Genomic DNA, 23,182 nt, shown 5'->3' with positions numbered 1-23,182 from the left:
TGGCCGTCTCACCAGCCGTCCGGCAGCGGATCCGCGCGGGACCAGCGCTCACCGGCGAGCACGACGTGGCCGAGGAAGCGAAGCCCGACGGTACCCGCCGCGGCAGCGAGCACCGTGCTGGCGCGTCGATCGTCGTAGCTGGGCGACGGGTCGCCGGAGGGGTGGTTGTGCACGACGGCGAAGGCGCGGCCGTCGTGCCTGAGCACGGTGTTCAGGATCTCCCGCACCGGGACCGCCACCTGGTCCAGCGCGCCCTGCGCGACGAAGACCCGGTGCCGCAGCCGATGCCTGGCATCGCAGACCAGGACCAGCAGCAACTCCACCCGCGCGCCGGTGAACAGCGGGGACGCCACCGCGGCGACATCGGCGGCGCCGGCGACCAGCCGCCCGGGTGCGGCGCCGCGGGCCCGCGCGGCCAGGTGGAAGGCGGCGACCACCGTCGATGCCTTGGCGACGCCCATCCCGGTGCGCCCGGCCAGCTCCTCCGGCCGCGCGGCCGCCAGCCCGGCGGGCCCGCCGTACTCGGCGAGCAGGGCGTGCGCGAGATCGATGACGCCGATGCCGCGATTGCCCTCGCGCAACAGCAGGGCAAGCAGCTCACCGTCGGTGAGCGCGTGCGCCCCGAGCGCGAGCAGCCGCTCCCTCGGACGCTGGTCACCGGGTAGACCGGCCAACGGTACCGACATCGAACCCCCTCCGTGCACGGTGCAGGGTTGCCATGGTGCCAGGGGGTACCGACAGACCGGTCAGCCGTCGAGCACGACCGGTTCGCGCGGGGGCAGCGCGGCGAGCGAATCCGCGGCCAGCCGCTCCAGGTGCCGCAGCTGGCGCTCGTGCACGACGATCCGGCGCAGCGCCTCGTTGACCGTGGCATTGCTGTTCGACGTGCCCATGATGGCGGCGGCAGCGGCCAGCAGCTGCTGGTCCAGATCGATCCGCACTGTACGCATGCGTCCTCCTTCTTACATTCGCCATCTTGCGTCAAGAACGCCGCCGACGCGAGGGCTTCGCTCCGAATCACGCAGCGCAGCTCACCCAGCTGAGCAGTGTGTACAGCTGCGGCGGGGCGCGTTGCCGCGCCGGGCCCGCGGTGCTTGCATCGGGACATGTTCACCGAAGCGCAGCTCTACTCGCCGGTGACCCGCGGCGGCGACGGCGCGGTCCGGGTCCGGCTGAGCGCGGAGCACCCGGGCGCGCAGGACCGGGAGTACCGGGCCCGCCGCGACGCCATCGCGGCGCTGGCGCTGGCGCACACCCCGGGCGAGCCCGCCCCCCGGGTGGCCTACACCGAGCGCGAGCACGCCGTCTGGCGCACCGTCTCCGCCGAACTCGCGCGCAAGCACCGCAGCTACGCCTGCGCGGAGATCCGGCTCGCGGCCCGGGAATTCGGGCTGCCGGCGGACCACGTGCCGCAGCTGGACCAGGTCTCCGCCGCGCTGGCGCCGCTGAGCGGGTTCCGCTACGCGCCCGCGGCCGGGCTGGTGCCGCTGCGCCAGTTCTTCGGCTCGTTCGCTGACCGGGTCTTCCACGCCACCCAGTACCTGCGGCACCACAGCGCGCCGCTCTACACCCCGGAGCCGGACGCGGTGCACGAGATCGTCGGGCACGGCACCCAGCTGGCCAGCGCCAGGCTGGCCGCGCTCTACGTCGCGGTCGGCGCGGCGGCGCGGCGGCTGCGCACCGATGCCGCGCTGAAGTTCCTCGCCGACGTCTTCTGGTTCTCGCTGGAGTTCGGGGTGCTCCGGGAGCGCGGCGAGGTCCGCTGCTACGGGGCCGGGCTGCTCTCCTCGTACGGCGAGATCGAGGAGTTCCGCGCGGCCCGGCTGCGCCCGCTGGACGTGGCCGCCATGGGCACCGCCGGCTACGACATCACGCACTACCAGCCGGTGCTCTACTGCGCCCGCTCGTTCACCGAGGTCGAGGAGGTGCTCGGCGCCTTCTTCACCGGCATGGACGACGACACCCCCGCCCGCTGCGCCAGGGACGGGCGGCTACCCGTCTGACCGGCCGAGCAGACCGGATACCCTTCTCCCTGATGATCACTCGCGACCCGTGGCGCGCGGTCGCCGCGGTGCTGGCCACCGCCGCCGTGCTCGCCGGCGCCGTGGCCGCGCCGGCCCTCGCCCAGCCCGCTCCACCGCCGACCACCACCCCGTTCAGCACGCCGGACACCGGCGACTGCGCGCAGCGGACCAAGCCGCCCGCCCCGATCGACGCCTCCGAGGTGCCCGAGCCGGGCGAGCGCGCGCCCGAGCCGCTGCCGGTGCCGTCACCTGCCATCGGTGGCAAACGGATGGCGGAATGCGGTGTCGTACTGCCCGATTCGGCCGGACCCGTGCCCGCCGACATCTCCGCCACCGCCTGGGTGGTCGCCGACCTGGACACCGGCGAGGTGCTCGCCGCCAAGGATCCGCACGGCCGCTACCGGCCCGCGAGCACCATCAAGGTGCTGCTCGCCACGGTCGCGCTGCGCGCGCTGAAACTCGACACCGTGGTCACCGGCACCGCCGCGGACGCCGACGTGGAGGGAACCCGGGTCGGCATCGGCCCCGGCGGGCGCTACACCAACCGGCAGCTGCTGCAGGCACTGGTGATGGCCTCCGGCAACGACGCCGCGCACGCGCTCTCCGCCCAGCTCGGCGGCGACCCGGTCGCGGTCGCGAAGATGAACGACCTGGCGCGCTCGCTGCGGGCGCTCGACACCAGGGCCGCGACGCCGTCCGGGCTGGACGGCCCCGGCATGAGCACCTCCGCCTACGACCTGGCGGTGATCTTCCGCGAAGCCATGGGCGAGCCGCGGTTCGCCGAGTTCATCCGCACCGAGCAGATCGACTTCCCCGGCTTCCCGCCGGATCCGCGGATCCCCGGCGACCCCGACCACCCGGGCTTCGTGATCGGCAACGACAACCACCTGCTCTACAACTACGAGGGTGCGCTCGGCGGCAAGACCGGGTTCACCGACGACGCCAGGCAGACCTTCGTCGCCGGCGCCGAGCGTGGCGGCCGCAGGCTGGTGGTGACGCTGCTCAAGGCGGATGTGCTGCCGCTGCGGCCGTGGGAGCAGGCGGCTCGGCTGCTCGACTACGGGTTCGCCGTGCGGCGGGGAGGCGGGGTCGGCACCCTGCCGGACGCGTCCGCCGCGCCGGCCGGCGGGGGTCCGACGCTGGCCGCGCCGCCCGCCGCCGACCCCGGCGATCGGGACCTGCCCGCGGCGAGCGACACCCGCGACCGCGCCCGGATCTTCTTCATCGCAGCGGGCGTCTTCGTCGTGCTGGCGCTGCTCGTCGCCGCCCGCAGCGTCAACCGCCGCCGCTGATCCGGGGGCCGGGCGCGCCGCCCGGCCTGCCCGGCAGCAGCCGCGGGGCGCGGCCACCGTGGCATTTCCGCTCAGCGCTTGCGGAGCAACCAAACTCCCAGCGCGGCAGCGGCGCCCGCGCCGAACCAGGCGGCCCCCGCCGCGGCCGTGGTCCCGGCGGGCCCGACCCGCGGCTCGATGACGACGGGCGCGGGCGCGGGAATCGTCACCTCGCGCTCGTTCTCCGTGGCGGTCGCCGCCCACGCCGTCGCGAAGAGCACGATCCGATAGGTGATGTAGCTGAACACCATCAGGCCGATGATCGACCCGAAGGTCGCCCCGGCCGGACTGCTCAGTACCGTCTGCAGGTAGAGCGAGGCCACCAGTTTGAACACCTCGAACACCACCGCGGCGATCGCCGCCGCCTTCGCCGCGCTCTTCAGCGTGACCGGCTCGCGCGGCAGCCGCGCGATGATCCAGCAGAACACCGCCCACGAGGCGAGTGAGCCGAGCACGATGCCGATCAGCACCAGCAGGAACCGCGCCCCCGGCAGCTCGGAGAGCTTGAAGAACCGCAGCAGCCACTCGCCGAGCCCGCTGGAGGCCAGCCCGGAGAGCCCGAGCGAGACCGCCATGGCCAGCCCGAGCCCGAGCAGCGCGACGAAGTCGGAGAGCTTGGTGGTGAACCAGTTCCCCTCCTCGGTCTTCTGGTCCCACTGCTCGGTGAGCGCGGCGCGCAGGTTCGTCATCCAGCCGAGCCCGGTGTAGACGCCGGTGAGCAGGCCGAGCACCCCGACCGTGCTCCGCGAGCGGATGGCCTGGTCGATCAGGTCGTTGAGCTGGTCGCCCATCGAGCCGGGGACGTTCTCGATGACCTTCTGCTGCACCTCGCCGAGCAGGTCGGGGTTGCCCGCGAGCACGAACCCGGCGACCGCGAAGGCCACCATGAGCAGCGGGAAGAGCGAGAGCACGGTGAAGTAGGTAATCCCGGCGGCGTAGTAGTCACCCCGCTGCCGCTGGTAGCGGCCACCGGCCCGGACCAGGTGGTCCAGCCACGGCCGGGCCTGGATGCGCCGTTCGATCCCGGCCTTGGTGTCGTCGATCACCTGCATGGTCTCGCCCCTCGGCTCGGCCCCCGCGCTTACTCACCGAGTGAGCAGCCCCACCCGATCGTAAACCTGTGCGAGCGTGTTGCCGGCGATCTCGCGCGCCCGCGCGGCACCGGCGGCGAGGATGCGGTCGAGTTCGCCCTGATCACTCAGGTACTCGTCGACCCGCGCGCGGAACGGGGTGACGAACTCGACAAGGGCCGCGGCGACATCGGCTTTCAGGTCGCCGTAACCCTTACCCGCGTAATCCTTCTCGAGCGTGGCGATCGGGGTACCGGAGACCGAACTCAGGATCACCAGCAGGTTGCTGACGCCCGGCTTGGCCGCCTGGTCGAAGCGGATCTCGCGCTCGGTGTCGGTCACCGCGGAGCGGATCTTCTTGGCCGTCACCTTCGGGTCGTCCAGCAGGTTGATCAGCCCGGCGTCGGTCGAGGCCGACTTGCTCATCTTGGCCGTCGGGTCCTGCAGGTCGTAGATCTTGGCGGTGCCCTTCACGATGTGCGCCTCGGGGACGACGAAGGTCTTCTTGAAGCGGGTGTTGAAGCGCTGCGCGAGGTTTCGGGTGAGCTCCAGGTGCTGGCGCTGGTCCTCGCCGACCGGTACCTGGTGCGGGCGGTAGAGCAGGATGTCCGCGGCCATGAGCACCGGGTAGGTGAAGAGCCCGACGGTGGTGTTGTCCGCGCCCTGCTTGAGCGACTTGTCCTTGAACTGGGTCATCCGGCTCGCCTCGCCGAAGCCGGTGATACAGCTCAGCACCCAGGCGAGCTCGGCGTGCTCGGGCACCTGGCTCTGCACGAAGAGCGTCGACTTCGCCGGGTCGATGCCGATGGCGAGCAGCTGCGCGGCGGCGCCGCGGGTGCGGGCGCGCAGCTCCTTCGGGTCCTGGGGGACGGTGATGGCGTGCAGGTCCGGGATGAAGTACAGGGCGTCGTAGTCGTCCTGCATGGTGACCCAGTACTGCAGCGCACCCAGGTAGTTGCCGAGGTGGAACGAGGAACTGGTCGGCTGGATCCCGGAGAGCACGCGCTGTTTGCGCTCACCGGGCTGCGCGGGGCTGGACATGCCCCGATCTTCGCACGGCCCATCAAGCGGAATTCCGGGTGTCCACCCCCGGCATGCTCGGCCTTCCGGTGCGCACCAGCTCCTGCTCGCGCTTCGAGACCAGCTTGTACATCGGCGCGCTCGGCCCGGCCAGCGTGGAGCGCAGCACCGGCGGCAGCAGCGGCGGGTGCAGGTGCGCGGCGCGGGCCGCCCGCACCAGCGCCCGGTACCCCGCCTCCTCGCGCAGCCCCCAGCGCATCTCGTACATCTCCCGGATACGCGGCGGCAGGCTGCCCTGCACCAGCAGGAAGAAGCCGGAGGTGACCTGCTGCAGCGGCGGCCGCTGCGGGTACGGCACCTTCTGCCCGGCCAGGTAGGAGCCGACCAGCTTCGCCTCCTCGGTGAGGAACAGCTCGTCCGAGGCGAGGTAGCCGTCGAAGTACGCGCGGAAGCCGCGGTAGCTCGCGGGGGCCGCGCCGCGCGGCATGCCGAAGAGCTCGCCCCACCGGACGTAGTCCTGGTAGAGCCCCTCGCGCTCGCCGTCGGTGAGCCGGCGCACCAGCAGGTCGTACATGACCTCGGCGGAGTCGAAGGTGAAGGCCATGGTCAGGAACATCAGGTGCGGGTCGTTCGCGGAGTACGCGGTGCCCGCCGGGTGGTGCGCGCCCGCGTCCTCGGGCAGCGCGCCGCGCACCGGGGCGTGCCTGCGCGCGGTGTAGGCACGGGCCCGGTCGGCCTCGTCCTTCGTGCCGAGGAAGACCGCCTCGAAGAGCCTGCCGGTGAGCGCGAGCCGGGTGTACGGGGTGGCGCGGTGCGCGGTGTTCTCCGCCGTGCCGACGTAGAGCAGCGGGTTCACCGCGCCGACGACGAGGGCGCGCTGCCCGTACGTCAGGCCGACGATGCGCTTGCTCATGACCCGCCTGGCCATCGAGCTGTCCGCGAAGTATCCGGTGCTCATCGGGGGTGCCGCCTTCCGTTCGTGGCATCTGGCAAGATGATCCCCCAGATTATGGTCCGAGGCAACCGGGCGGAGCCGGAACACGGCCGTGTCAGAATCGAGACTGTGACAGCCCAGCGGACCTACGGCGGCGTCTCCGCCGACGAGCGGCGGGCGCAGCGGCGATCGGCCCTGCTCACGGCGGCGCTGGAGATCATCGGCACGCACGGCCTCGGCAAGCTCACCGTCTCCGGGCTGTGCACCGCGGCCGGGCTGAACGAGCGGTACTACTACGAGAGCTTCGACAGCAGGGACGCGGTGCTCACCGCGCTGATCGACAGCATCGCCGAGGAGCTCGCCGCCACCATCCTGACCGCGCTGCGCACCGCTCCCGACGAGCCGGGCGCCAAGGCGCACGCCGCCATCGCGGCAGGCATCCACCTGCTCACCGACGACCCGCGCAAAGCCGAGGTCGCGCTGATCGCCGGCATGGCGACCCCCGAGCTGCGGGCCCGCACCAACGCCACCGTCCGCGCCTTCGCCCGGCTGGTAGCGGCCCAGGGCGGCGACTTCTACGGCGTCACCGACCCCACCTCGGATCCGCTCATCGACTTCCGCGCCACCTACCTCGTCGGCGGCCTGGTACAGACCCTGACCGTCTGGCTGCAGGGCGACCTCACGATGTCCAAGGAGCAGCTGATCGAGCACACCACCGAGGTGTTCGTGCTGCTCGGCGAGGATCTGGCGCGCCGCTTCAGAGCGTGAGCGGCACCGCGCGCACCGGGGCCGGCTCGCCCTGCAGCACCACCCGGAACCGGACCTCGCGGCGCGCCCAGTACTCCGCGCCGTCCCGCATGGCGTCGGCGAACCAGCCCCGCTCGGCGGGCTGCTCGGCCAGCAGCTCCGCCGAATCCCTGATGGCCGCGAGGTACCCCGTGGCCGCGCCGAGGCTCTCGTCGAGATCGCGCAGGCACTCGTCGAAGGCGTCCTTGTTGGCGCCGAAGTAGTACGGGAACTGGAAGGCGGCCGCGAACTCGTCGAATAGCCCGCTCACGGTGCGCATCCGGCTGCCGCGCAGTTCGCGCACCACGAAACCGGCGGGCGCACGGTGCCGGACCTCGGTGAATTCGGCCGGGTCCACCGCGAGCGAGCCGAGCGGGGGCTCCGCGTCGTCCGGGGTCAGGAAGCGGGCCAGCGGGATCGGCCTGGTCATCAGCGCATCCTCGTGAAGGTGGCGTAGTGGTCGCCGGTGTACCAGGCGGTGCCGTCGCTGCCGGTGACTATTCGCTCGGCGTCGCGGTTCCGGTTGCGCTGCTTGGGGTTGACGTCCCACTCCTGGTAGGTGACGGGTTTGCCGTCGGTGCCGGTGCGCGGGAGGTTGCCTTCGCGGTTCTGCCAGCGGTCGCCGCCCTTGGTGCCGGGGGCGTTGGCGGAGTCCGGCCAGCGGCCGGCGTCGATCTCCGTCAGGGTGTCGTAGGCGCGGGCCGGGACGTCCGGGGCCTGGGCGGTGACCGGGGCGTTCCGTTCGCCGGTCGCGGTCGTGGATTTCGCCGGTTGCGTCGTTGTCGCTGCCACCGAGGGCGAGGCGCTGCCCTGGTCGTCGCCACCGCGCGCGAACAGTCCGACCAGGACGATCACGACCAACCCGCCGAGCGCGATCAGCACCTTGGTCAGGGGGCTTCTGCCCTTCTGCGCCTCGCTCATCGGTGCTGCTCAGCGCTGCGGCTTTTCGTCATGACACAGGAATCTACGTCACCCGGTCACCGGCTGATGTACTCGCGATAGGGGATGGCCAGCGCCCATGGCCGTTCTTTCACGCTCCGGGAGTACCCCACGATCGCGGGATCGGTGGTCACCGCCAGCCCCGCCGGTTTCCCGTCTGCACCGACCAGGTTGTAGACGACCCGTTCATTGTCGATGAGCCACCAATCATCGGGTGGCACCTCTCCGGCCAGATGCCGCGGCAGATATCGAATGACCTCACCCGCCGCAGTGTTCGAATCGGTGACCGACAACAGCCAGCGGTGATAGTCGGTGTGCGGGACGGTGACAACCCGTACCCGGCCCACGATCACGCCCCGCGCCGTGGTCTCCCGGATGAGATCGTTCCACCGGTTCTTGTGCTCGTCCGGCAGCGCGGGCGCACCCTCGAGGAAGCGACGGAACCGCTCCGACTCGGTGGGCACGGCATAGGCGTCCCGGACCTCGAGGTGGAACGCCTCCGCCCGGCATTCGCCCAAAAGGGAGGTCCAATCCGGCGGCTCAGACTGTAGATAGCGCACCGAACCTCATCCCAGATAAGGGCTCGGTCGCTGCTCGGCATGATGCCGCAGTCGAATCCGGACTGTATCGTGCACAGGCAGCGCTTCCAGCTCTTCGAGACCGAGGAACTTCACTTCCGTCGACTCGTCGGATATCGAGATCTCCCCGCCGATCACCTGGCCGTAGTACACCACCGCGAACTCCTGCCTGACCTCGCCATCCGCGTGTGCGATCACGTGCGCGGGGTCGGTATAGATGCCGAGCAGCCCGGTGATCGCTATATCGAGCCCGGTTTCTTCGCGGGTCTCCCGGACCGCGCACTCTCCCAGCGTCTCGCCCACTTCCATGATCCCGCCGGGAAGCGACCAGTTGCCCGAGTCACCGCGGCGCTGCATCAGCACGCGTCCGCACTCATCGGTGACCAGTGCCGCAGCCCCCGGCTTCAGCGAGTTCGGAAGTGGCGCGTCCGGGTCTCGGTAGTGATCACGCCGTGCGCCCACTCGCGAATCCTTGCGTCGATGTGACACTGCCGCGCACTGCCCGACTACGCCGCGATACCGACCTCATCGCACAATCGCCGAATATCGGTGCGCAACCCCGATGGCGGATTCTTCCGCAACCCGTGCAACATCTCCCGCGCGAAACCGTTGTACCGAATAGTCTCGGGCGCGGTTTGTGCCGCCTTGTCCAGCAGCGCGAATGCGACCGCGTGTTCAGCACGCTGCGTGTGTGCTCGCGCCACCTCGATGAAGTGGCGGGATCGTCGCGGCACCGACGCGATGCTGCCTGCGTCGAAGCTGTTCGCTGCCCGCACCGCTTCTCCGGATCGTCGCAATTCCACGCCGAGGGTCGTGGCGTGTGCTGCCATGACCGGCATCGAGAACGAGGTCTGGACGTGCCGATAGTCAGCGCCGAGCGCACTGGCCACCCGATCGGCCCTCTCCCAGTACGCCCATGCTTCACCATGCCGACCGCAGCGAGCGTGGACGTAGGCGAGCTCGGCGTCCAGCGCCCCGGCGATGCCGTGCCAATCGTTCGGCGTGTTGTCGCGATCGAGATAGGGAGCGATTCGTTCACCCGCTGTCCGGGCGAGGCCGATCGCTTCCTCCCAACGCCCCGAATCCCGCAGCGCCTGGACCATCGCCCAGGCGCCACAGGCGATGACGTAGGGGTCGTCGGATTCGTACCCCTCGTTCAATGCCCGGTCGGCGACGAGCCAGACCAGCTCAGGGGCGGGTTGATAGGCGACGTAGAAATCCGCCAGTTGATAGACGCCCGCAAGTACCCGGCGTGCGGATCGGCGGTCCGGTCCGCCGGCTCGTACCGCGCCCTGCGCATCCCGGATAAGACCGGGTAACAGGGCACCCAGTTGTGTTCTGTGATCCGGGCTGGAATGACGAATCGTCCAAGCCTGATTCAGGCGCACCGCCAGGTGCCCCACCGATTCCGGTCGTGACGCGTTGTGCGTTCGGTAATCGGTGAGCGCCTGTTGCACGTCGGTCAGTGCCGCATGTCGTTCGCCGGCGAATACGCCGACGGGGACCGCGTAACCGTCTCCGGTCAGCTCAGCCAGGTCTTTGATTTCGAGAGCCCGGGCAATGCGGAGCAGCATCGGTAGCGCCGGGGTCTTGATACGGCCGTTCTCCACGGCCTTGACCCACTCGGCGGACCGGCCGAGAAGTCCGGCCAGCACCGGCCTCGACATGCCCCTCCGTGTCCGCAGCCGTTTGATTCGCATCCCGATCGGGAGTTCGTCGATTGTCATCGTGGGACCACCTTCCCGCCTGGTGTCACCTCGCATCAAGGGTATCGGCTCCGTGGGGGGTAGGAAATGTACCCCGCGCAGGTGCCCGGACTTCCTACCGTCTTTCCCCAGCGCTCGGCACCGGTGTCCGTTCCTGGTGTCGAGCGCGAACCAGGCAGCGAAGGGGGAACTGATGAGAAGGTCATTGCCACAACGTGTTCCGTTTCCTCGGACACGGGGGCAACACCGCGCTGTCTCAGCGGAGACGGTGGAAGCCGTCGCAGTCGCGCTCCGCAACTGGGAGGGGCCGACTCCCGGCGGGCGAGAACGTCCCGTGCTGCCGATGCCCGCCTCTCCGGCGCCCGACGAGCCGGATGTGCACCTGAGCATCCGGCTCGGCGGAATACCGCTGGACTACATCGCCTGCCTGACAGCGGCGCTGATCTTCGTGCAGGAGCACGCGGAACGCCGGTATGTGGATGCGGTGCGGGTGGACAGCGACTGCGCTCCGCAGTTTCGCCGTCTGCCGAACGAACGGCTGTACCTGATCACCTAGGAGGTGCGGCTTCCCGCCAGGGCCATGCCGGTCCGGGTGCCGGTGATCCCCGGAAGCTCGCTGAATCCGACCGTGACCGGAGCGTGATCGGACCACCGCTCGGCGTAGGTCGCCGCCCGCTCCACGCGCGCGGACTCCGCGAAGTGCGCGACCTCAGGGGTCGCGAAGACCGCGTCGATGCGCCAGCCGGTGTCGTTGTCGTAGGCGCGGCCGCGGTAGGACCACCAGGAGTACGGGCCGTCACCCTCGGGGTGCAGGGCGCGGACGACGTCCACCCACCCGTCTGCGAGGAGTCCGTCGATCCAGGCCCGCTCCTCGGGGAGGAACCCGGACGACTTGCGATTGGCTTTCCAAGCCTTCAAATCCCGCTCGGTGTGCGCGATATTCCAGTCGCCCGCCACGACAGCGGCACCGCCGCGAGCCGCCAGGTGTGCGCCGAACTCGGCGAGGAAGCGGAACTTCTCGTCCTGGCGCGGGGTGCCGACATCGCCGGAGGGGACGTAGACGCTGGCGACGGTCAACCCGTCGAAGTCCACCTCGACGTACCGTCCGGACCCGTCGAATTCCGCACTGCCGAAGCCGATCCGGACGGCCGACGGCTCCTGCCGGGAGAGGATCGCGACTCCGGCGCGGCCCTTCGCACCCGGTTCGGCGTTCACCAGGTGCCACATCCCGAGCGCGGGGGCGAGCGCGGCGCGGGTCTGGGCGTCGGTGGCCCTGGTCTCCTGCAGGCAGACGACGTCGGCCTCGGTCGAAGCCAACCACTCCAGCAGCCCCTTGCCGGTTGCCGCCCGGACGCCGTTGACGTTCACCGTTGTGATGATTCCTGGCACCCGAAAACCGTACAATGCTGGTCACACGTACGTTCCCGGCGCCACACCCGGCACCGGGCGTCCGCGGGAGCCCACCGCACCGGCGGGCTCCGCAACTCCGGAGCCGACCGGCCCCGGCGAACGTCCCCCGGGCGCCGCGACACCGCCGTCACCGCCCAGGAAGGGGTGCCGACGATGTCGTCCGACACCGGTTCATTCCGCCGCACTTTCCCGCGTGCCACCTTCGTCCGCCGCCGCAGGGTCGGGCCGCTCGACGCGGCCGTTCCGCATGCGCCCGCGCTCGCCACCGCCGCAGGCGAGCCGTTCCCGGCCGCCGCGCCCGCAGGGGCCCCGGCGTCCGCGGACACCATCCCGCCCGGGTCGGGTATCGCCCGCGCCGAAGCGCACGGCGCACAGCGCACGGCAGCTCCGGCAGCGCACGGATCGCAATCGGTAATCGCCACGGGCACGCCTGGCGAGGAGCCGCTGACCCGCCACTACGGCACCCGGCGAGTGACCACGCTGCCCGCGCGCCCGGCCCCGGAGCCGGCGCCGAAGGCGAAGCGCCCGACTCCGGCCCGCCCGCAGCCGATCGCCGCGCTGCACCTCGGCTCCGGCGACCCGCTGCTGCTCCTGCACGGCTTCCTGCTCTCCCCGCACTGCTGGGAGCAGGTGGCGGCGCGGATGGCGGCGCGCTGCGAGGTCTTCGCGCCCGCACTGCCTGGCCACTGGGGCGGCCCCCCGGTCGACGGCCCCCTCGACGTGGGGAAACTGGCCGACGAGGTCGAGCGGATGCTGGACGAGAAGGGCTGGCGCACCTGCCATATCGCGGGCAACTCGCTCGGCGGCTGGATCGGCGCCGAGCTGGCGCGGCGCGGCCGGGCCCGCACGCTGACGCTGATCGCCCCGGCGGGCGGCTGGGGCTCGCCGAGCCTGACCCAGTTCCGGGTGGGGCTGAAGTTCCTCGCGCTGGTCCCGCTCGCCGAGGCGGGAAAGCGGATCGGGGTGCGGCCGATGGACAACCCGGTCGTGCGAAGGCTGGCCGGGTACGCGCTGGCCAAGCACCCCGGCCGGATCGCGAGCCGGGATTCCAGCGCCGCCGTGCAGGCCGTCCTGCAGTGCGCGGCCATGGTTCCCCTGCTGCTCGGCGGCGTGCGCCACCCCGCACTCCCCGACCTCGCCACGCTCGGCACCCCGGTCCGGCTGCTGCTGGCCGAGTACGACCGGGTGATCCCGAACCGGGTCTACGCCCGCCGCTACCTGACCGAACTCCCCGACTCCGCCGACCGCATCCTGGTCAACGGCGTCGGCCACGTCCCCATGCTGGAGGCGCCGGACCGGATCGCCACGCTCATCGCCGAGCACGTCTACGCCAGCCGGAACCGGCTGCGCGCCCTGTAGCTACTCGTCCTCGCCCCGCGCGCGGCGCTCGTAGGCGCTGCGCGCGGCGGTGTCGACATCGTCGAGGAAGACCTTCTCCAGCCCGAAGGCATGCGCCAGGTACTCGCTCACCTTCGTCGGCAGGAAGTACTGCGAGGCCACCAGCGCCCCGGCCAGCTTGGTGACCGCGACCCGGCGCTTCGGCTTGGCGATCAGCCCGGCGACCGCCGCCGCGATGTCCTCGGGCTCGGCGTTCTTCATGCCCTTGGCTCCCGCGGTGCCCGAGACCAGCTCGGTATTGGTGAAGGTCGGCAGCACCGCGGAGAACTCGACGCCCTGCTCCCGGTACTCCGCCCGCAGCGTGTCGGTGAGCGCGAGCACCGCCGCCTTGCTGGCGCAGTAGGTGGCGAGGCCGGGCGTCGGCGCCTCGCCGGCCAGCGAGGCGATATTGATGACGTGGCCGCTGCGCCGCGGCGCCATCCGCTGGGTGGCGAGCTTGCTGCCGACGATCACGCCGTGCACGTTGATGTCCATGATCCGGCGGCTCACCCGGTCCGGTTCCTCGTCGAAACGGCCCGCAGGCATGATCCCGGCATTGTTGACCAGCACGTCCACCGGGCCGAGCTGGCGCTCCACCTGATCCAGGAAGGCGGCGAAGGAGTCCGGGTCGGTGACGTCGAGCCTGCCGTAGACCTCGAGGCCGAGGTCGGCGCCCGCCTCCTTGACCTTCGCCTCGTCGATATCGCCGATCGCCACCTGGGCGCCCTGGTCACGCAGGTGCTTCGCGGTGGCGAAGCCGATGCCGCGCGCGCCGCCGGTGATGACGACGACCTTGCCCGCGATGGTGGTTGCCGTTGCCATGCGGGTTCCTCTCAGCGCTTGGTGGCGGAGTCGGCGAGCAACCCCTTGGCGATGTGGGTGACCTGGATTTCATTGCTGCCCGCGTAGATCATCAGCGACTTCGCGTCCCGCGCCAGCTGCTCCACCCGGTACTCCTGCATGTACCCGTTGCCGCCGAACAGCTGGATCGCGTCCATGGCCACGTCGGTAGCCGCCTCCGAGGCGTACAACTTCATCGCCGACGCCTCGGCCAGGCTCGGCGGCTTCCCGGCCCGGCCGCGCTCCAGGGTGCTGAAGACCATGTTGCGCACGTTGATCCTGGCCACTTCCATCTTCGCCAGCTTGAGCTGGATGAGCTGGAAGCGGCCGATCTCCTGACCCCACAGCGTGCGGGCGCGGGCGTAGTCGACCGAGAGCCGCAGGCATTCCTCGATGATGCCGAGCGCCTGGAACGCCACCCCGACCCGCTCGGCGGTGAAGCTGGAGCGCGCGCTCTCCCTGCCGTCGCCGCTGCTGTGCTCCTCGGTCTCGCCGAGCAGCCGGTCGCGGCCGAGCCGGACGTCGTCGAAGAAGAGCTGGCCGGTGGGCGAGGCGTGCAGCCCCATCTTCTTGAACGGCTTGCCCTGGGTGAAGCCGGGCATGCCGGAGTCGAGCACGAAGGTGAGGACCTTGCGGTCGCGCTTGGCGGTGGTGCCGTCGTCGAGTTTGGCGTAGACGATGACCACGTCGGCGTAGGGGCCGTTGGTGATGAAGGTCTTCTGGCCGTTGAGGATGTAGTCGTCGCCGTCCCGGCGGACCGTGGTCTGCATGCCGCCGAAGGCGTCCGAGCCGGAGTCCGGTTCGGTGATCGCCCAGGAGGCGACCTTGCGCATGGTCATGAGATCGGCGAGCCAGCGCTCCTTCTGCGCCAGCGTGCCGCGCGCCCGGATGGTGGCCGCGCCCAGCCCGAGGCTCACGCCGAGCGCGCTGACCAGGCCCAGGCTCACACCGGAGAGCTCGGAGATGAGCACCGCCATCATGGAGTCCTGCGAGTTCTCCTCGCTCGCCCCGGCGGCGCTCTCGCCCGCCCGCTCGCGGGCCAGCGACTTGCGCACCGCCTCGTCCGACATGGCGTCGATCCCGAACTGCGCGAACAGTTTCCGGATCACCGGGTACGGCGGCAGCTCACCGCTCTCCAGCTCGTCCAGCCGGGGCCGGAGCTCCTTGTCCACGAAACCGCGCACCGCGTCGCGGATCATCAGGTCGGTCTCGGACCACTCGAACATCGTTGTTCCTCCCGGCATACATGCGTGCACGCTTGTATGGAAGTGACCATACCGGCGGGGTCGCGGGGGCGGGCGGGTTCGCTGCAACCGGTGTCAGCGTGGCACGCCGGGGGGCTGTTCCGGCAGCGTACGGCGCAATTCGGTAATGGCGCGGAGCCAGCGGCGGCGGGCGCGGGTGGGGTCGGTGCCGACGAAGTCGGCGACCAGGATGCCGCGCAGCACGTCCATGGCGGTGTAGAGCAGGTCGCGCAGCGGGCGGGCGTCGCGGTCGGCGGGGAGCAGGTGGGCGACGGTGGTCAGCACCATCTCGTCGATGACCGGTTCGGCCTCGCGCAGGGCGGCGGCGAGGACCGGGTCGGTGCGGCCGGCGATCCAGAGTTCGGCGGAGGCGGCGAAGAGCGGGCCCTGGTGGGTCTCCCAGAGCAGCTCCAGCGCGACGCCGAGCGGGTCGGCGCTGGTGGTGGCGCGGTCCAGTTCGCGGACCGCGATCTCCGAGCGGCGCTGCGCCAGGTGCCGGACGGCGGCGACCACCAGATCGGCCTTGGCGCCGAAGTGGTGCACCTGGGCGCCGCGGGTCACCCCGGCCCGTGCCGCGATGCGCGGCGTCGTCGTGCCCGCGTAGCCGTACTCGACCAGGCAGTCGACGGTGGCGTCGAGCAGCCGCTCACGCATGGCGCTGCTGCGCTCGTGCTGGGTGCGGCGGCCGCCCGCCACGCTGCTGGCCATCAGCGGATTCTACGCGCGAGGCGGGCGGTGGCGGGGGGTGCGCGCGGGCACGGGCCGACCGGCGCGGCCGTCGGGCTGACGCGAGCAACGGAGGAGAGGCCCTGGGTGAGCGCGCGGCCTGTGCCGTCCTGGAAGACCGCCTCACGCGGTGTCGGCGGCGGTTCAGTGCGCGGGTGCCCGGCGGGCCAGCGCGACGGTGATCGCGAAGAGCAGGACGCCGCTGATGGCGAGGGCGGCGCCGACCGCGGCGGGCGCGGTGTAGCCGTAGCCCGCGGCGATCACCAGACCACCGAGCCAGGCGCCCGCGGCGTTGGCGATGTTCAGCGCGGCGTGGTTGAGCGCGGCGGCCAGCGTCTGGGCGTCGGCGGCGACATCCATGAGCCGGGTCTGCAACCCGGGTGCGAGCGCGGCGCCCGAGGCCCCGACCAGCAGCGCCCCGATCGCGGCGGTCACCGGATTGTGCGCGGCCGCGACGAACCCGGCCAGGATCACCACCATGGCGATCATGCCGAGGAAGATCGAGCGATCCACCCCCCGATCGGCCAGGAAGCCGCCCGCGATATTGCCGATCACCATCCCGACCCCGAAGAGCGCGAGCACCAGCGGCACCAGCCCGGCGCCGAGCCCGGCGACATCGGTGAGCGTGGTGGCCACGTAGGTGTAGACCGCGAACATCCCACCGAAGCCGATGGCGCCGACCGCGAGCGTGAGCAGCACCTGCGGCCTGCGCAGCGCGCTCAGCTCGGTGAGCGGGTTGGTGGTGACGATCCCGGTCAGCGGTGGCACGAAGCGGAGCAGCGCCGCGACGGTGGCGAGCCCGATCACCGCGACCACGACGAAGGCCGAACGCCAGCCGAAAGCCTGCCCGAGCCAGGTGGCGGCGGGCACCCCGACCACATTGGCCACGCTGAGCCCGAGCATCACCGCCGCCACCGCCTTGGCCCGCTGCCCGGCGGGCGCCAGGCTCGCGGCGGCCAGCGAGGCGACGCCGAAGTAGGCGCCGTGCGGCAGCCCCGCCACGAACCGCGCGGCAACGAGGGGGCCGTAGCTCGGCGCGAGCACCGTCGCCAGATTGCCGATGGTGAACGCCACCATCAACCCGACCAGCAGCTTCTTCCGCGGCACCCGCGCGAAGGCGGCCGCGATCACCGGCGCGCCGATCACCACGCCGAGCGCGTAGGCGGAGACCGCGTGCCCGGCCGTCGGCTCGGAGACGTTCATGGCGCCCGCGATATCGGGCAGCAGCCCCATGGTGACGAACTCGGTGGTCCCGATCCCGAACCCGCCGAGCGCCATGGCCAGCACGGCGGGCAGGTGCCAGCTGGTGCGCGGAGTCGCGACAGCGGTCGCGGTAGAAGTCACGCTCCCGTGCAACCTCGCCGGTGTGCGGCAGGTTTCCCGATCCCGCGGTGAGATCGGCCACCCCGTGGTCAGTGCTGTTCGAAGGTGCGCCGGTACTGCGCGGGGGAGACGCCGAGCACCGCGGCGAAGTGCCTGCGCAGATTGGTCGCGGTGCCGAGCCCGCAGAGGCCGGCGACCCGCTCCACCGGCAGCGCGCTGGTCTCCAGCAGCATCCTGGCGTGCGCGAGGCGCTGGTTCAGCAGCCACCGCATGGGCGTGGAGCCGGTCGACTTCAGCAGCCGCCGGTGGAAGGTGCGGGGGCTCATGGCGGCGCGGGCGGCGAGCATCTCCACGGTGAGCGGCTCGCCGAGGTGGGCCAGCGCCCACTGCAGCACCGGGCCGAGGTCGTCGGCGGGCCGTTCGGGCACCGCGAGCTCGACGAACTGGGCCTGCCCGCCGGAGCGGTGCGGGGGCACCACCATCCGCCTGGCCAGCTTGTTCGCCACGACGGCGCCCAGGTCGCGGCGCACGAGGTGCAGGCAGACATCGACCGCGGCGGTCATCCCGGCGCTGGTGAGCACATCGCCGTCGTCCACGTAGAGCACCGAATCGTCCACCCGGACCAGGGGGTGCCTGCGCGCAAGCAGCTCGGCGTGCTCCCAGTGCACCGTCACCCGGCGGTCGTCGAGCACCCCCGCCGCCGCCAGCGCGAAGACGCCGTCGCAGAGCGCGACCATCCTGGCTCCCCGCGCGTGCGCGGCGGCCAGCGCGCGCACCAGCTCCTCCGGCACCGGCCGCTCAGCACCGACACACTCGTGCGAGACCGACGGCACGATCACCGTGTCCACGCCGACCAACCCCTCCGGCCCGTACTCCGGCCGGATGACCGTGCCGAACCCGATGGGCTGCTCCGCCCCGGCCCCGCCGATCGCGCAGACCCGGAGGTCGTACCAGGGATCGGCGAGGTCGGGCTGCGGGGTGCCGAAGACGGCGGCGACCACGCCCAGCTCGTAGAGGTCCCAGGGGTGCAGCGCGCCGGGAGCGAGCGCGAGAGCGACGGTGCGGTTCCGCATGCCGTTCAGGGTATGGCGGGAATCGTTCGTCAGCGGTCTGTCCTGCCACTGTCGTCGCCGCCTCGCCGCACGAAGACTGGATGCCGGGCGCCCACCCCGACTACTTCCGAAGGGAACTCCGATGACCTCCACCCCCGTCACGGTGCTCGGCCTCGGCCGGATGGGCGCTGCCATCGCCGCCCTGTTGCTGCGCACCGGCCACCCCGTCACCGTCTGGAACCGCACGCCGGGCCGTGGCGCGGACCTCACCGGCGCCACCGTCGCCACGGAACTCGCGGACGCGGTCGCGGCGAGCCCGCTGATCGTCTCCGTCTCGGCGAGCACCACCACGGCGGCCGAGACGCTGCTCCCGCTCGGCCCCGCACTGCGCGGCCGCACCGTTCTGAACGTCGCCACCGGCCGCCCGGACCAGGCCCGCGACCTCGCCGCCGCGCTGGAGCCACACGGCGCCCGCTTCCTGGACGGCGCCATGCTCGCGGTGCCGCAGACGCTCGGCACCCCGGAGAGCGTGCTGCTGCACAGCGGCTCCGAATCCGCCCGCGCCGAGTACGCCGACGTGCTCGCCGCCTGGGGCACCGCCCGCTACCTCGGCACCGACCCCGGCGCCGCCGCACTGCGCGACATGGCGGTGCTCGGCGGCATGTACGGCCTGTTCGCCGGCTTCTTCCAGGCCACGGCCATGGTCGGCGGCTCGGCCCGCCCCTTCACCGACGACCTGCTGCTGCCCTGGCTGCGCTCGGTGCTCGACCTGCTCCCGATGCTGGCCGACGAGATCGACTCCGGCGAGTACCCGGTCAGCTTCTCCGACCTGGCGGTGAACCGCAGCGGGCTCGCCGACATCCAGGCCACCGCCACGGGCGCGGGCGTCCGCACCGGCCTCCTCGATCCGCTGCTGCGGATCTTCGAGGAGCAGGAGGCGGCCGGGCACGGCACCGCGAGCTTCAGCCGCGCGGTCGCCGCACTACACCCGGCCGCCGTGGACTGACCACCCTCCCGTCCCGCCTCCCAGGGACGGGACCGGAGTCAGCCGGTGAGTTCGGCGGTCAGCTCCCGCAGGAAGCGAACTGCCGCAACCTTGTCGCCGTCGCTCAGCCGCAGCCCGCCGTCTGCCGTCCGCGTCTCGGTGTCCACGACCTCGAGGGTGGCGTTCCACTCCTCGACCCGGGTGGCGAAGCGGACCTTGGTCGAGGGGTCCTCCGGGGCCGCCCGCAGGTCGTAGACCCAGACCGCGTCACCCAGCGCGGGCTCCCGGACGAATCCGCGGACCCGGTCGGTCGGATCCGGCTCGTCCGGCGCGCTCCGCGCCGAGTAGTAGCCGATCCGACCACCGTCCTGCCTGATCTCGCAGATCGTGCCGGGGCCGACCTCCAGGTCCGCGGAAACATTCGGATCGGCTTGCACAGCGACGGCCCTCAGCTCGTCCGCGAAGAAGCCGGCCACCGCATCACACAGCTCCCCGTGTGTCATCGCGTCCCGCACCGGGGTCGGCACCGGGGTCGGCTCCGGCGGCGGATCGGTACATCCCGTCACCCCCGCCAGCAGAGCTACACCGACGAGAATCGGCAGCCCGTGCCTCATCGCGCCACACTCCAGTCCGATTTGTCCCCGTCCCGCGTCGACCCGTCCCCGATCGCCGCGCGGATCCCCTCGATTCCGGCTCCATAGGAAGACTTCACCGCGCTGGGCCACCTGTTGTCCGGCAATCCCTTTTGAACATCGATGGACTCGGCGATCTTGTTCCCCTCGATCATGTTGTTCTTGGCGGCCTCTGCCATCCCGCGAACGACACCGAGAATAAAGGAATTGGCGGCCTCGACCGCCGAGGTGAGCGCCTTGATCTGCGCGACCGCACCACTGAGCGAGAAGACGTCGAGCAGCGCGTCGATATAGTCGACGGTGACTTCCTCCACCTTGGTGATGAGCTCCTGCGCCTTGACCGCGAGCTCGCCGTACAGCGTCAGCTCCGAGGACGCGATCGTCTCCAGGCTCTGCGCGATCTTGTCGAACTCCAGGGGCAGGAAATCGAAGGCGTCCTTCTGTCGCACCCGCAGTTCCGCGTACCTGGTCGCTGCGGCACCCTGCCATTCGCTGGCGAGATTGGTGTCGTTGAAGTTGTTCCCGACTTCGATGAGGGTGTTCCTGAGCCCGCGCCACTCGTTCGCGACATCGATGAACCGCACCGGCACTTCGAGATCGGGATCGAGCTGGTCCAGCTTCGCCCAGGTCTCCCGGATGGCGCTGTTCGCTTTGTCTCGTTCCCGCCAGATCTCGTCGACCGCGTCCTCGACGCTCAGCGCCCCGAGCGGGTTCACGACAGCGCTTCCGTAACCGCTGGCCCGGACGTGCGACACGAGAACCCCGGCATAGTCGTCCACCTTCGCCGGGAGATCGCCGATTCGATCCTTCTTCTCCCTGATGTACGAGATCTTGTCGATGAGGCTCGCCCGGTCGCCGCTCATATCTCGCTCTCCAGCTTCGTCAGCTGGCCCGTGCTCGCCCGCTCCTCGGCCTCATGGGCGTTGCAGGCCGCGTTCAGGACTTCCGCGATGTCCTCGAGGACCGTGACGCCTTCGCTCAGCCGGTCACGGAAGTACCCGGGTGCCGGTTGGTATTTGCCGAGGGCCTCCGCGAATGTTCCGGCGTGCGTCGCCGCGATCTCGAGTTTCGATGTCGTACCGACACCCTCGCCGACGCTGACGGCGGCTTCCTGCCAGCTCCGAACGGCCAAGCGCATCGCGGCGATGCTCACGCCCACTTCATCGGTCACGGTGCACCTCGGAATCGAGTAGTCGGAGCCGGTGCAGATCGAGTTCGTGTTCGAGCTCGGTGTCCGTCCAGCGTGAATAGTCCCCGCGCGCGCCGAGCCGCGGGCGTACCGAGCGGATCCTGTCCGCGCAGCCGAGAATCTCGTCGCAGACCTCGTCGGGATGGGCCGTCGCGGCCCATTCCCCGCGCACCGCGATCGAGCGGATGTACGTCCGGTCGGCGATCATGGTGACGGCGTGCTCCCCGTGCACGACGGCCCGGCCCGCCGCATGGAACCCGCCCGTTGCCGATCAGCTCGCTGGAGAGCCTGCTGTACTCGTCCCAGGTGCGGGTCTCCAGCAGCACCGTCAGCATGGTCCGGAGATCGGGAACAGCCGCATCCGAGATTTGTCGCTCGGTTGGCCAGCTGCCGCTGCCACACAGCTGCTCGAGGCGCTCAGCCACGGCTGCCCGGTACGCCGCCATGAGTTCACCGGCCACCCCCGGCCCGGGTCGCCACCCCGGGCTCGTCGAAATTCCGATAGGGAGACATCCCCCGTCGATCGCCATGGAGACGCGCGGCGAAGCGACGGTGGACGGGGCGGGCTCCGTCAGTGGCGGCGGCTCGGCCGCCACCGCTGCGACGGGCGGAGCGGCCCGCCGCGTGATCGGCTCGTCGTCCCAGAATTCGTCAGGATCGTCCACATGGTTGTAGAACCCTCCCCGCATCGCCGGCCCCCATATCCCTCTGCTGACCACTCTTGTGCCGACGCGGGGCCTTGTCAATCGCAAAACCCCCGCTCCGCGAGCAGCGGAACGGGGGCCTGCGCGAGCGAGATCAGCGCAGCGCGCGCGCCAGGTTGACGTCGAGCGCGCCGAGGAACTCCTCGGTGCTCAGGTACCCCTGGTCCCCGCCGACCAGCGCGGCCAGATCCTTGGTCATCTGACCACCCTCGACCGTCTTGATGACGACGTCCTCGAGCGTCTGCGCGAAGCCGATCACCTCGGGGGTGTTGTCCAGCTTGCCGCGGTGCTCGAGCCCGCGGGTCCAGGCGAAGATCGACGCGATCGGGTTGGTCGAGGTCGGCTTGCCCTGCTGGTGCTGGCGGAAGTGCCTGGTCACGGTGCCGTGCGCGGCCTCGGCCTCACAGGTCTGGCCGTCCGGGGTGAGCAGCACCGAGGTCATCAGGCCGAGCGATCCGAAGCCCTGCGCGACGGTGTCGGACTGCACGTCGCCGTCGTAGTTCTTGCAGGCCCAGACGTAGCCGCCCTCCCACTTCATGGAGGAGGCGACCATGTCGTCGATCAGCCGGTGCTCGTAGGTGAGCCCGGCGGCGTCGAACTGGCTCTTGAACTCGGCGTCGAACACCTCCTGGAAGGTGTCCTTGAACATGCCGTCGTAGGCCTTGAGGATGGTGTTCTTGGTCGACATGTAGACCGGGTAGTTCTGCTGCAGGCCGTAGTTGAACGAGGCCCGCGCGAAGTCCTCGATGGACTTCTTGAAGTTGTACATGCCCATGACGACGCCGCCGGCCTCCGGCATCTTCACGACCTCGTGCACGATCGGCTCGCTGCCGTCCTCCGGGGTGAAGGTGAGGGTGACGGTGCCCGCCTCGAACACCTTGAAGTCGGTGGCGCGGTACTGGTCACCGAAGGCGTGGCGGCCGATGATGATCGGCTTGGTCCAGCCCGGCACCAGCCGCGGGACGTTGGAGATGATGATCGGCGCGCGGAAGATCGTGCCGCCGAGGATGTTGCGGATGGTGCCGTTCGGCGACCGCCACATCTTCTTCAGCCCGAATTCCTCGACCCGCGCCTCGTCCGGGGTGATCGTGGCGCACTTGACCCCGACGCCGTGGCGCTTGATCGCCTCGGCGGCGTCCACGGTGACCTGGTCGTCGGTCTTGTCGCGGTACTCGATGCCGAGGTCGTAGTACTCGAGGTTCACATCGAGGTACGGGTGGACCAGCTTGTCCTTGATGAACTGCCAGATGATCCGCGTCATCTCGTCGCCGTCGAGCTCTACGACGGTGCCTTCAACCTTGATCTTGGACAT

Annotated in this window: 27 protein-coding genes; 6 read left to right on the top strand and 21 right to left on the bottom strand. The window is 70.8% G+C overall.

What is annotated here, in order from left to right:
- Positions 1-8: 8 nt before the first annotated feature.
- Together ACFO0B_RS22095 and ACFO0B_RS22090 are read right to left on the bottom strand one after the other, a co-directional pair.
- On the bottom strand, positions 9-686 hold the full coding sequence (locus tag ACFO0B_RS22095; protein WP_378614438.1) for a JAB domain-containing protein: 678 nt from the start codon (positions 684-686) through the stop codon (positions 9-11).
- 60 nt (positions 687-746) lie between these two features.
- Positions 747-950, bottom strand: coding sequence for a type II toxin-antitoxin system VapB family antitoxin (locus ACFO0B_RS22090; protein ID WP_378614437.1), 204 nt, complete (start codon positions 948-950; stop codon positions 747-749).
- A gap of 156 nt (positions 951-1,106) precedes the next feature.
- On the opposite strand from ACFO0B_RS22090, the gene ACFO0B_RS22085 reads away from it, so the two are divergent.
- Both ACFO0B_RS22085 and ACFO0B_RS22080 read left to right on the top strand, forming a co-directional pair.
- Positions 1,107-2,003 (top strand): phenylalanine 4-monooxygenase, encoded by an 897-nt coding sequence (locus ACFO0B_RS22085; protein WP_378614435.1) that lies wholly within the window; start codon positions 1,107-1,109, stop codon positions 2,001-2,003.
- A 32-nt stretch (positions 2,004-2,035) separates the two neighbouring features.
- The gene (locus tag ACFO0B_RS22080) at positions 2,036-3,316 is read left to right on the top strand and encodes a D-alanyl-D-alanine carboxypeptidase family protein (RefSeq protein WP_378614434.1); all 1,281 of its coding nucleotides are present in this window, start codon (positions 2,036-2,038) and stop codon (positions 3,314-3,316) included.
- 71 nt (positions 3,317-3,387) lie between these two features.
- Here the strand turns inward: ACFO0B_RS22080 and yhjD are convergent, their stop codons facing one another.
- Genes yhjD through ACFO0B_RS22065 form a run of 3 tightly spaced genes read right to left on the bottom strand, consistent with a single transcriptional unit; the run spans position 3,388 to position 6,403 of the window.
- A complete protein-coding gene (gene yhjD / locus ACFO0B_RS22075; RefSeq protein ID WP_378614433.1) occupies positions 3,388-4,407 on the bottom strand; it encodes an inner membrane protein YhjD in 1,020 nt (339 codons plus the stop codon).
- 33 nt (positions 4,408-4,440) lie between these two features.
- Positions 4,441-5,466, bottom strand: coding sequence for a tryptophan--tRNA ligase (trpS, locus tag ACFO0B_RS22070; RefSeq protein WP_378614431.1), 1,026 nt, complete (start codon positions 5,464-5,466; stop codon positions 4,441-4,443).
- A gap of 22 nt (positions 5,467-5,488) precedes the next feature.
- A complete protein-coding gene (locus ACFO0B_RS22065) occupies positions 5,489-6,403 on the bottom strand; it encodes an oxygenase MpaB family protein (RefSeq protein WP_378614429.1) in 915 nt (304 codons plus the stop codon).
- 105 nt (positions 6,404-6,508) lie between these two features.
- Between ACFO0B_RS22065 and ACFO0B_RS22060 the strand changes: the two genes are divergently transcribed.
- Positions 6,509-7,147, top strand: a complete 639-nt coding sequence (locus ACFO0B_RS22060; RefSeq protein ID WP_378614428.1) for a TetR/AcrR family transcriptional regulator — start codon at positions 6,509-6,511, stop codon at positions 7,145-7,147.
- Here the strand turns inward: ACFO0B_RS22060 and ACFO0B_RS22055 are convergent.
- Genes ACFO0B_RS22055 through ACFO0B_RS22035 form a run of 5 tightly spaced genes read right to left on the bottom strand, consistent with a single transcriptional unit; the run spans position 7,137 to position 10,409 of the window.
- Complete coding sequence (locus ACFO0B_RS22055; protein WP_378614427.1) at positions 7,137-7,595, bottom strand: barstar family protein; 459 nt, start codon at positions 7,593-7,595, stop codon at positions 7,137-7,139. The two genes, ACFO0B_RS22060 and ACFO0B_RS22055, sit on opposite strands and share 11 nt — an antisense overlap.
- A complete protein-coding gene (locus ACFO0B_RS22050; RefSeq protein WP_378614426.1) occupies positions 7,595-8,086 on the bottom strand; it encodes a ribonuclease domain-containing protein in 492 nt (163 codons plus the stop codon). Before ACFO0B_RS22050 ends, ACFO0B_RS22055 begins: the two co-directional genes overlap by 1 nt.
- A 56-nt stretch (positions 8,087-8,142) precedes the next feature.
- Positions 8,143-8,664, bottom strand: coding sequence for a DUF6879 family protein (locus ACFO0B_RS22045; protein ID WP_378614425.1), 522 nt, complete (start codon positions 8,662-8,664; stop codon positions 8,143-8,145).
- Between the two features lie 6 nt (positions 8,665-8,670).
- Positions 8,671-9,144: an NUDIX hydrolase gene (locus tag ACFO0B_RS22040; RefSeq protein ID WP_378614424.1), complete on the bottom strand. Its 474-nt coding sequence runs from the start codon at positions 9,142-9,144 to the stop codon at positions 8,671-8,673.
- A 44-nt stretch (positions 9,145-9,188) separates the two neighbouring features.
- Positions 9,189-10,409, bottom strand: a complete 1,221-nt coding sequence (locus tag ACFO0B_RS22035) for a helix-turn-helix domain-containing protein (protein WP_378614423.1) — start codon at positions 10,407-10,409, stop codon at positions 9,189-9,191.
- A 313-nt stretch (positions 10,410-10,722) separates the two neighbouring features.
- Between ACFO0B_RS22035 and ACFO0B_RS22030 the strand changes: the two genes are divergently transcribed.
- On the top strand, positions 10,723-10,944 hold the full coding sequence (locus tag ACFO0B_RS22030) for a hypothetical protein (protein WP_233016165.1): 222 nt from the start codon (positions 10,723-10,725) through the stop codon (positions 10,942-10,944).
- On the opposite strand, the gene ACFO0B_RS22025 is transcribed toward ACFO0B_RS22030, so the two are convergent.
- A complete protein-coding gene (locus ACFO0B_RS22025; RefSeq protein WP_378614422.1) occupies positions 10,941-11,777 on the bottom strand; it encodes an exodeoxyribonuclease III in 837 nt (278 codons plus the stop codon). The two genes, ACFO0B_RS22030 and ACFO0B_RS22025, sit on opposite strands and share 4 nt — an antisense overlap.
- 174 nt (positions 11,778-11,951) lie before the next feature.
- On the opposite strand from ACFO0B_RS22025, the gene ACFO0B_RS22020 reads away from it, so the two are divergent.
- Positions 11,952-13,157: an alpha/beta fold hydrolase gene (locus ACFO0B_RS22020; protein WP_378614421.1), complete on the top strand. Its 1,206-nt coding sequence runs from the start codon at positions 11,952-11,954 to the stop codon at positions 13,155-13,157.
- On the opposite strand, the gene ACFO0B_RS22015 is transcribed toward ACFO0B_RS22020, so the two are convergent.
- The 5 genes from ACFO0B_RS22015 to ACFO0B_RS21995 all read right to left on the bottom strand — a co-directional run bounded on the left by ACFO0B_RS22015 (position 13,158) and on the right by ACFO0B_RS21995 (position 18,381).
- On the bottom strand, positions 13,158-13,997 hold the full coding sequence (locus ACFO0B_RS22015) for an SDR family oxidoreductase (protein ID WP_378614420.1): 840 nt from the start codon (positions 13,995-13,997) through the stop codon (positions 13,158-13,160).
- Positions 13,998-14,008: 11 nt separating this feature from the next.
- Positions 14,009-15,241: an acyl-CoA dehydrogenase family protein gene (locus tag ACFO0B_RS22010; protein WP_378614419.1), complete on the bottom strand. Its 1,233-nt coding sequence runs from the start codon at positions 15,239-15,241 to the stop codon at positions 14,009-14,011.
- Between the two features lie 93 nt (positions 15,242-15,334).
- A complete protein-coding gene (locus tag ACFO0B_RS22005; protein WP_378614418.1) occupies positions 15,335-15,967 on the bottom strand; it encodes a TetR/AcrR family transcriptional regulator in 633 nt (210 codons plus the stop codon).
- A gap of 162 nt (positions 15,968-16,129) precedes the next feature.
- Positions 16,130-17,329, bottom strand: coding sequence for an MFS transporter (locus tag ACFO0B_RS22000; protein ID WP_378614417.1), 1,200 nt, complete (start codon positions 17,327-17,329; stop codon positions 16,130-16,132).
- Between the two features lie 68 nt (positions 17,330-17,397).
- On the bottom strand, positions 17,398-18,381 hold the full coding sequence (locus ACFO0B_RS21995; protein WP_378614416.1) for a helix-turn-helix domain-containing protein: 984 nt from the start codon (positions 18,379-18,381) through the stop codon (positions 17,398-17,400).
- 121 nt (positions 18,382-18,502) lie between these two features.
- Between ACFO0B_RS21995 and ACFO0B_RS21990 the strand changes: the two genes are divergently transcribed.
- On the top strand, positions 18,503-19,366 hold the full coding sequence (locus ACFO0B_RS21990; RefSeq protein WP_378614415.1) for an NAD(P)-dependent oxidoreductase: 864 nt from the start codon (positions 18,503-18,505) through the stop codon (positions 19,364-19,366).
- Between the two features lie 38 nt (positions 19,367-19,404).
- On the opposite strand, the gene ACFO0B_RS21985 is transcribed toward ACFO0B_RS21990, so the two are convergent.
- From ACFO0B_RS21985 to ACFO0B_RS21965, 5 genes are all read right to left on the bottom strand, one after another.
- The gene (locus ACFO0B_RS21985; protein WP_378614414.1) at positions 19,405-19,959 is read right to left on the bottom strand and encodes a hypothetical protein; all 555 of its coding nucleotides are present in this window, start codon (positions 19,957-19,959) and stop codon (positions 19,405-19,407) included.
- A complete protein-coding gene (locus ACFO0B_RS21980; protein WP_378614413.1) occupies positions 19,956-20,840 on the bottom strand; it encodes a hypothetical protein in 885 nt (294 codons plus the stop codon). The genes ACFO0B_RS21985 and ACFO0B_RS21980 overlap by 4 nt, the downstream gene beginning before the upstream one ends.
- Entirely contained in the window at positions 20,837-21,148 is a 312-nt protein-coding gene (locus ACFO0B_RS21975) for a hypothetical protein (RefSeq protein ID WP_378614412.1), read from the bottom strand. The genes ACFO0B_RS21980 and ACFO0B_RS21975 overlap by 4 nt, the downstream gene beginning before the upstream one ends.
- Entirely contained in the window at positions 21,138-21,398 is a 261-nt protein-coding gene (locus ACFO0B_RS21970) for a hypothetical protein (RefSeq protein WP_378614411.1), read from the bottom strand. The genes ACFO0B_RS21975 and ACFO0B_RS21970 overlap by 11 nt, the downstream gene beginning before the upstream one ends.
- A gap of 566 nt (positions 21,399-21,964) precedes the next feature.
- On the bottom strand, positions 21,965-23,182 hold the full coding sequence (locus ACFO0B_RS21965; protein ID WP_378614410.1) for an NADP-dependent isocitrate dehydrogenase: 1,218 nt from the start codon (positions 23,180-23,182) through the stop codon (positions 21,965-21,967).

Source organism: Nocardia jiangsuensis (assembly GCF_042650385.1).
Lineage (GTDB): Bacteria > Actinomycetota > Actinomycetes > Mycobacteriales > Mycobacteriaceae > Nocardia > Nocardia jiangsuensis.
This window is presented reverse-complemented; position numbering and strand designations above follow the sequence as displayed.